Source organism: Pelomonas sp. KK5 (assembly GCF_001984095.1).
Taxonomy (GTDB): domain Bacteria; phylum Pseudomonadota; class Gammaproteobacteria; order Burkholderiales; family Burkholderiaceae_C; genus KK5.
This window is the reverse complement of sequence record NZ_LYVQ01000287.1, coordinates 1-7,033: the sequence shown is the minus strand read 5'-3', so window position 1 is coordinate 7,033 and position 7,033 is coordinate 1. Positions and strand designations below refer to the sequence as shown.

Genomic DNA, 7,033 nt, shown 5'->3' with positions numbered 1-7,033 from the left:
GGCTCCAGCATGAACCAGTAGGTCTTGTCGCGGCCGGTGGTCAGGTGCTTGGCCAGTTCCTCCAGCTTGAAGGAGATGAAGCTGGTGGACGAGGTCATCGCCGCCTCCATCGCGCCGGTCTGCATCGCCGCGTAGATCTCGTTGGAGGGCAGCGTGATGACGGAGGCGCCGGCCTGCTTCAGCATCATGTCCATCTCGCGCGAGCCGCCGCGCACCTTGAGGCCCTTGGCATCGTCGGGCGTCACCAACTGCCGCGTCTTGCTCGCCACGCCGCCGGCCTGCCAGACCCAGGAGACGATGATCACGCCCTTGTCGTCCAGCGTCTTGGCGAGCAACTTGCCGACCTCGGCCGTCTTCCACTGCGCGCCCTGCTCGTAGCTGGGCACCAGCGCCGGCATCAGGCCGATATTGGTCTCGCTCACCTCGCCGCCGGCGTAGGACAGCGGCACCAGGCTCATGTCCAGCGCGCCCTTGCGCATCGCCGAGAACTGCGCGTTGGTCTTCATCAGCGAGGAGCCGGGGTAGACGGTCGCCTTCAGCGCGCCGCCGCTGCGCTTGTCCACCTCGGCGGCGAAGCGGCGGCACAGGCGGTCGCGGAAGTCGCCCTCGGTCGGCGTGCCGCCGGGAAACTGGTGCGAGATCTTCAGGCCGCCGGCCTGGGCGAAGGCGGGCGCCAGCGCCGTGCCGGCCGCCAGCGCGCCGGCCGTGCGGAGGATGTCGCGCCGGCTGAGGTGGAAAGGCTGCTGCATCGCTTGTCTCCTGCTGCTGCTGTTGTCGTTGGAGCGCAGGTTAGGGAGCGGTGCACAGAGCATCAATCAATGCGGCGCGGTTAATGTTTCGAGAAACGGAATGATTGCGGGTTTACCCGGGCCTGATACACGGCCGTATCATGAAACAGGGAGGCCTCGAGTCAGATATGAAGAACCTGAACGTTTTGCCGACTGCGCTTGCCTGGGCGATCTCAGCCACACTTGGTTTGGTGCCGGCTGTAGCCTTGGCCGCCGACGCCCCCACGCGCTGGCTCACAAAACCGAGATCGATGCTCGCTACAGGAATTGCCCGCAGGGCTATTACAGCGGCCCGCAACCGGGTAAGCGCCAATACACCAAGGACAAGTTATTTTGGGTCGTCACGCCGCGGTTTGTCGCAGATTTCTGTATGCCTGCGGAATTTGTCAGTACCGAGCTTCAGGGTGTCGAGGCCATCGCCTATACCATGATCTCCAACAAGGACGAAGAACTCTGCGAGACGGACGACCACGGACAGGAGCGGTGTTCGCGCCCCTTCGAACACCATTTTGAAATCTACTACAGGAAGGGAACGATACCGAAGCAGATAGAGGGAAAGTATCAGCGTGATGCAGGTCCAGCTTCGAGAATGCTTTTGTCCCAGACAAGAGAGGCCTTTGCCAAGCGCCTGAAGCGACTCGCTGGCAATCCTGTTCCGGGAGCCACAGCCTTGTTTTCCCTGAATCAGTTCGAGCTCAGAAATGTGGCAGAAGACGGCCGCGCATGGCCCATGGGTGCTCTGTATTCCGGTCACTACTACGAAGAAATCTTCGAGGGCATCGACTTCCTTGCCCTCGACGGTGGCTCGGGCTTTACGCACCTGCCGAATTGGCAGCAGAAAAAGCGGCATCATCTGATCATCGCTATCAGCAAACCCACCAAAGACGGCCAGCAGGAGCCGCCAAGGCCATACTCGGCGCCGCCGCCCAAGCCTGAAGAATTCTTCCTCACCATTGAGCTCCCGCAAGTACTAGCCGACAGAATTGTCGAGAACGATGTTGCGCGCGGGTTCGATGCCGTGGGACAGGCCAAGCGTGTGCTGCAGGTCAAATAGGCTTCCCATGAGGAACTTCGATCTGCTGCTTGGGTTGCTGCTCTTGGCTGTAGGTCTGCCGGTGTTTGCCGGTCCGGACTCGGACTTCATCGAAGATGCCAAAAGCTTCCCGAAGTTCGTGATGCCAGCCTTGCGGACGTCCCAGGAAACCACGGCCGAGTGGTACGACGATCATCGGATCATCATGTCCGTTCGCTCATTGCCGTCGGGTTGGACGGCGGCGGAACATGAACTGTCCCGAGTGATTCTGCTGGATACGGAAGATGGTCATGTCGAGCAGACCCCTTATGAGGGCGAATTGCTTTGCTATTCCAGGGATCGGATGACTCTGCGGCACCACTGGCGCATCGGCGGCGCGTATTCAGATCGCGCGAATCCCGGGAATATTTTTGAGAGCGGGGTGTTTGGAGGACGCCTTGATCGGATCGAATGGCCCAGGCTAAGTTTTCTCAATCCCGCGACATGCGAGGTCCTGCCACATTCAAAGAAGCTGGATTCCGGCATGGTCGTGATGGACCAGCCATTGACGCCCGGACACCCGACGATTCGACTTGAAAGACTGTGGCCTGGAAACAGTATAAATGGTTCGCACTTCCTGCTTATCGATGCTGCTGGAAATACCCTGACGGACGTATCGACCGATTGGTACTCAACGCCCTTGCCTCACAACTCGACATACATGCCATGGCTGGGTTCCCATCTCTTGTGGAGAGGATACAACTACAGCCCGCTGGTCGTGAATAAGGCGGGCGAGGTTTCGGAGCAAAAGGTACCCAGAAAGATTCTGGAATGGTCTAGGACTTTCAGGCTTGACGGGGTGGGGCGAATGACGAGAGCGGGCATGGCCTGGGTGCTGACCGTCACGAGTTCGTCGGCGGTGCGCGGTATATATCTTGAGGAGGAAGACGGAGCGCTACGCCGGATTGAGAACGGCGCCGTTGCGGGATGGATCCGTGTTTCGCCAGATGGCTGCAAGTTGCGTTACAGCCGGACCAGATTCGGGTTTGAAGAAAAAAGAACTGTCGAAGAAATGGCCAAGACCCGCCAATGGGTGGTGGTCGATGTCTGCGCCGGGAAGAGATAAGTCTGAAGTGCATGTTGCGAAGTGACGCTGGGGCCGACAGCCAAGCTCAGCTCGCCACGACGATGTCGCCAGTCCAGCCTTCGCCGCTCAGGGCCTGTGGCAGCACCGCCTGGATCTTGTAGCTGGTGATCGGGGCGTTCGCCGGCTTGGACGGGAAGAGCGCGCGGAACTTGTTCATCTTCAGCGAGTGGAAGTCGCCGCTGCCGGTGCCGGTGCGCTTGTCCGGCGGCCCGATCGGGAAGGCCTGGGTGACGGCCGGCATGCCCGGCGCGGTCACCGTCACGTCCACGCTGAAGCTGTCGATCGGCTCCGTCCCTATCGACACCAGGAACAGCAGCATCTCGTCCAGGCTCTCCATGTAGACCGCCCGCTCCTTCTCCTCGTTCCAGCGCGCCTGCACGCCCTTCTGCACGAAGGTGTGGGGCTTGCGGCCGTCGGTGCCGACGTTCTCCGGCTGGGCATTGCGCAGCGCGGCCCAGGTCTGGTTGCCGACCGTGCCGTCGTCCTGCAGGCCGCGCGTGGACTGGAACTTGTGCACCGCCGCCAGCGTGGCCTTGCCGAAGTCGCCGTCGACCTTCAGCCCGGCCTTGTCGAGGTCGTTGAGCCGCTCCTGCAGGTACTCGACCCAGCCGTCCGCCGTCTTGTCGCCGAAGCGCAGCGTGGGCTGGCGGGTCTTGGGCAGGTTGCCCGGCGGTTGCGGGTTCGGCTGGGGATTCGGCTGCGGGTTGGGTTGCGGATTGGGCTGCGGGTTCGGCCCGGGGCCGGCGCTGTCGCGCAGGGTGAAGCTCGCCCGCACGTTCTCGTCGCCCTGCGTGATCAGCTCGACCGCATGCAGCGTCGGCGACGGCGGCGTCAGCGTGGACGTGGCCGTGTTCTTGGCGCCCTCCGGGTTGTCCCACTCGATGCGCCAGACGGCGGTCTGCGGTTCGCCGACCGCGTACTCGATGAAGCCCTTGCAGCCCTCGTCCGGCGCCCGCGGCGTCTCGATCGAGAGGCAGGTGCCGTCGGTCTCGCCCGCGGGAATCTCCTGCTGCGGCCGGATCATGAAGTCGCCGCGCTCATGCTTCGCGCCCAGCAGCACGAGCTTCTGCTGGGTCAGGTTGACCACCTGGACCAGGCAGCTTGAGGCGATGTCCGGCCCGGGCGTCGGGTTCGGGTTCGGGTTGGGATTTGGATTTGGATTTGGATTTGGATTTGGATTGGGGTTCGGATTGGGATTCGGATTCGGATTCGGCGCCTGCCCGAAGATCGTGAACTTGAACTCGGCCTGGTGCTTGTTGCTGTTGATGTGGTCCACGCTGAAGTGGCTGGCCTCGCCCACGTCGCTCAGCGAGGCGTCGCCGCTGATGTTGCCGGCGATCGGGTTGTTCCACTTGATGGTCATGTTGACGTCGCCGGTGACGATCCAGTCCATCTCGCCGATGCAGCTCTCGATCGGGATCTGGGTACCCGGCAGCGGCGCCGAGCCGCCCATCACGAACTCGCCATGCTGGCCCGGCTCGATGACATCGGGCGGGATCTTGAGGATCTGCTTCTCGGGGCGGATGTTGCCGCGGAAGAGGCGGCGGTTGGTCTTGTTGTGGACCTGGATCGCGCAGGTGCACTGCCCCGGTCCGATCTTGGACAGGATGTTCATCACGGCGGCGCCCCAGCCGAGCAGCTCGGGCACGAAGCCGACGGGCGCATCGCCGGCGCCGACCGGCGCGTCGGCCTTGCGCGTCGCCGGCACGCTGGCCGGCCCGCCGACCATGCCGGGCAGGTCGCCCAGCCACTTTCGTTGTGCGGTGCTGAGTGCCATCGCGAGAACCTCCTGCAAGACTGCGGAGGAATTCTGTCAGCGTGCAGCGCTCAGGCCATCAGCCGTCCTGTGGACGCCGCACCTGCAGTTGCGAGATCACCTCGATCAGCGCCTGGACATCCAGCGGCTTGACGAAGTGATGGTCGAAGCCGGCCTCGCGCGACTTGCGGCGGTCCTCGTGCTGGCCCCAGCCGCTCAGCGCGATCAGCGTGATCCTGTCGCCGCCGGGCAGCCGGCGGATCGCGCAGGCGGCCTCGAGCCCGCTCATCCGCGGCATGCCGATGTCCAGCAGCACGACCGCGGGCCGCTGCGCACGCACCGCGTCCACGGCCTCGATGCCGTCGTGCGCCACCGCGGTGTCGTAGCCCAGCATCGCGAGCATCTGCGAGAGGCTCTCCGCGCTGTCCAGGTTGTCGTCGACCACCAGCACCCGCTGGTGGTTCGCGAGGCCCGGCGCCAGCTCGCGCGCCTCGACCTGTTCCGTGCGTTCGACGGCGTCGTCGATCAGCGGCAGGCAGACGGTGAAGCAGCAGCCGCGGTCGGGCCCGTCGCTGGCGGCGGTGACGCTGCCGCCGTGCATCTCCACCAGCCGCTTGACCAGCGCCAGCCCGATGCCCAGGCCACCCTGCGCGCGCTCCATCGAGCGGTCCACCTGGGCGAACATGTCGAACACCCGCGGCAGCATCTCGCGGGCGATGCCGATGCCGGAGTCGCGCACGCGGATCAGCGCATGGGCGCCGTCGCGCTCCGCCGCCACCTCGATGCGGCCGCCCTCGGGCGTGTACTTGGCCGCGTTGTTCAGCAGGTTGGCCACGATCTGGCAGAGCCGGGTCAGGTCGGCATGCACGCGCAGCGCGCGAGGCGGCGCGAGGCGGATGGACAGCTCGTGGTGGCCGGCATCGATCAGCGGACGGCTGGTCTCGATGGCCGTCATCACCGCGCTGGCGACGTCCACGTTCTCGCGGCGCAGCTCCACCTTGCCCTGGCTGATGCGGCTGATGTCCAGCAGGTCGTCGACCAGGTGGACGAGCTGCTTCAGCTGCCGCTCGATGATGCGGCGCGCGTTCTCGTGCACGCCTTCCTCGCGCGAGAGCTGCATGATCTGCACCGCGTTGCGGATCGGCGCCAGCGGGTTGCGCAGCTCGTGCGCCAGCGTGGCGAGGAACTCGTCCTTGCGCGCATCGGCGTCGCGCAGCGTGGCCTCGGTGCGCTTGCGCTCGCCGATGTCGCGGACCACGCACAGCGTGCCCAGGTGGCGCCCGCGGGCATCGTCGAGCCGGGCGACGGTGGCCTCCACCTCGATCTCGCGGCCATCGGCCCGCACGTGCACCGATTCGGCCCGGTAGCTGCCGGCCTCGCGCAGCGCGCGCCGGTAGCGCCGCGCGCTCAGCTCCTCCGCCCAGCGCTCGCGGTACAGCTCCTCGCGCGGGCGGCCCAGCATCTCCGAGGCGCTGCAGCCGTACTGCGCCTCGGCGGCCGGGTTCATGAAGATCAGGTGGTCCTCGGTGTCGAAGGCAAGCACCGCGTCCTGCATCTGCGCCAGCACGTCGCGGCGCATCGCGTTGCTGGCCGCGTTGGCGCTGTCCAGCGTGTAGACGTCCTCGCCGACGACCAGCGCGTCGACGTCGCCGTTGCGGATCGCCGCCAGCGTGTCGTCGGCCTCGCGCAGCCGGGCCTGCAGCTCCGTGTTGAGGCGGAGCAGGCGATCGAGCTCGTCCTGGCGGAGATCGGCGTTCATGTCGTCATCGCACAGGCTCGGGCACGCCGAGGCCGTGCAGCACCCGCGGCACGTCGGACATGTCGCCGATCACGCGGCGCGGTGGCAGCGGCGCGATGCGCAGCAGCGTGGGCGTGGCGACGATCTGGTCGGCCGACGCCGCGAGCACGTTGTCGGCGATGTTGCGGATCTCCAGCGAGTAGCGGCCGTGCAGGTGCTCCTCGAGGATGCGGCGGGTGTTGACGATCGCCCGCGCGGACTTCGGGGTGGCATCCGTCACGTAGAGGCGAAGGATGAAGGGCTGGGTGATTTCTGCTGCGCCCATGGGGTGCTATCGCAGCGGTTGCACGTCGAGGCCGACCAATACACGCTCCTCGTTGGACAGGTCGCCGATGATCTTTCGTATCGGCTCGGGGAATTTGCGCACCAGCGTCGGCACCGCCAGGATCTGGTCGCCCGCGGCCAGGCGCGGGTTGACCAGCAGGTCCACCACTTCGATGGTGTAGCGGCCGGCAAGGTGCGTCTCGCAGACGCGCCGCAGGTTCTGCAGCGCGGCGGTGGACTTGGCCGTCTGGCCCGCCACGTACAGGCG

At 65.4% G+C, this 7,033-nt stretch carries 7 protein-coding genes; 2 read left to right on the top strand and 5 right to left on the bottom strand.

Translation table 11 applies throughout. From position 1 onward, the window contains the following. Nucleotides 1-749: TRAP transporter substrate-binding protein DctP (gene dctP, locus B0W88_RS28235; protein ID WP_083749126.1), on the bottom strand; the 749-nt coding region annotated here is incomplete at its 3' end. A 100-nt stretch (nucleotides 750-849) separates the two neighbouring features. Between dctP and B0W88_RS33210 the strand changes: the two genes are divergently transcribed. Continuing rightward, nucleotides 850-1,842: a hypothetical protein gene (locus tag B0W88_RS33210; RefSeq protein WP_158080960.1), complete on the top strand. Its 993-nt coding sequence runs from the start codon at nucleotides 850-852 to the stop codon at nucleotides 1,840-1,842. A 7-nt stretch (nucleotides 1,843-1,849) separates the two neighbouring features. Continuing rightward, on the top strand, nucleotides 1,850-2,926 hold the full coding sequence (locus B0W88_RS33205) for a hypothetical protein (protein ID WP_144007023.1): 1,077 nt from the start codon (nucleotides 1,850-1,852) through the stop codon (nucleotides 2,924-2,926). Between the two features lie 46 nt (nucleotides 2,927-2,972). On the opposite strand, the gene B0W88_RS28225 is transcribed toward B0W88_RS33205, so the two are convergent. From B0W88_RS28225 to B0W88_RS28210, 4 genes are all read right to left on the bottom strand, one after another. Further along, a complete protein-coding gene (locus B0W88_RS28225; protein ID WP_077037882.1) occupies nucleotides 2,973-4,724 on the bottom strand; it encodes a peptidoglycan-binding protein in 1,752 nt (583 codons plus the stop codon). Between the two features lie 58 nt (nucleotides 4,725-4,782). Further along, nucleotides 4,783-6,462 (bottom strand): ATP-binding protein, encoded by a 1,680-nt coding sequence (locus B0W88_RS28220; protein WP_077037881.1) that lies wholly within the window; start codon nucleotides 6,460-6,462, stop codon nucleotides 4,783-4,785. Between the two features lie 4 nt (nucleotides 6,463-6,466). Then, complete coding sequence (locus B0W88_RS28215; protein WP_198937963.1) at nucleotides 6,467-6,766, bottom strand: circadian clock KaiB family protein; 300 nt, start codon at nucleotides 6,764-6,766, stop codon at nucleotides 6,467-6,469. A gap of 6 nt (nucleotides 6,767-6,772) precedes the next feature. Then, nucleotides 6,773-7,033 (bottom strand): circadian clock KaiB family protein (locus B0W88_RS28210; RefSeq protein ID WP_077037880.1); only part of this gene is annotated, 261 nt, incomplete at its 5' end.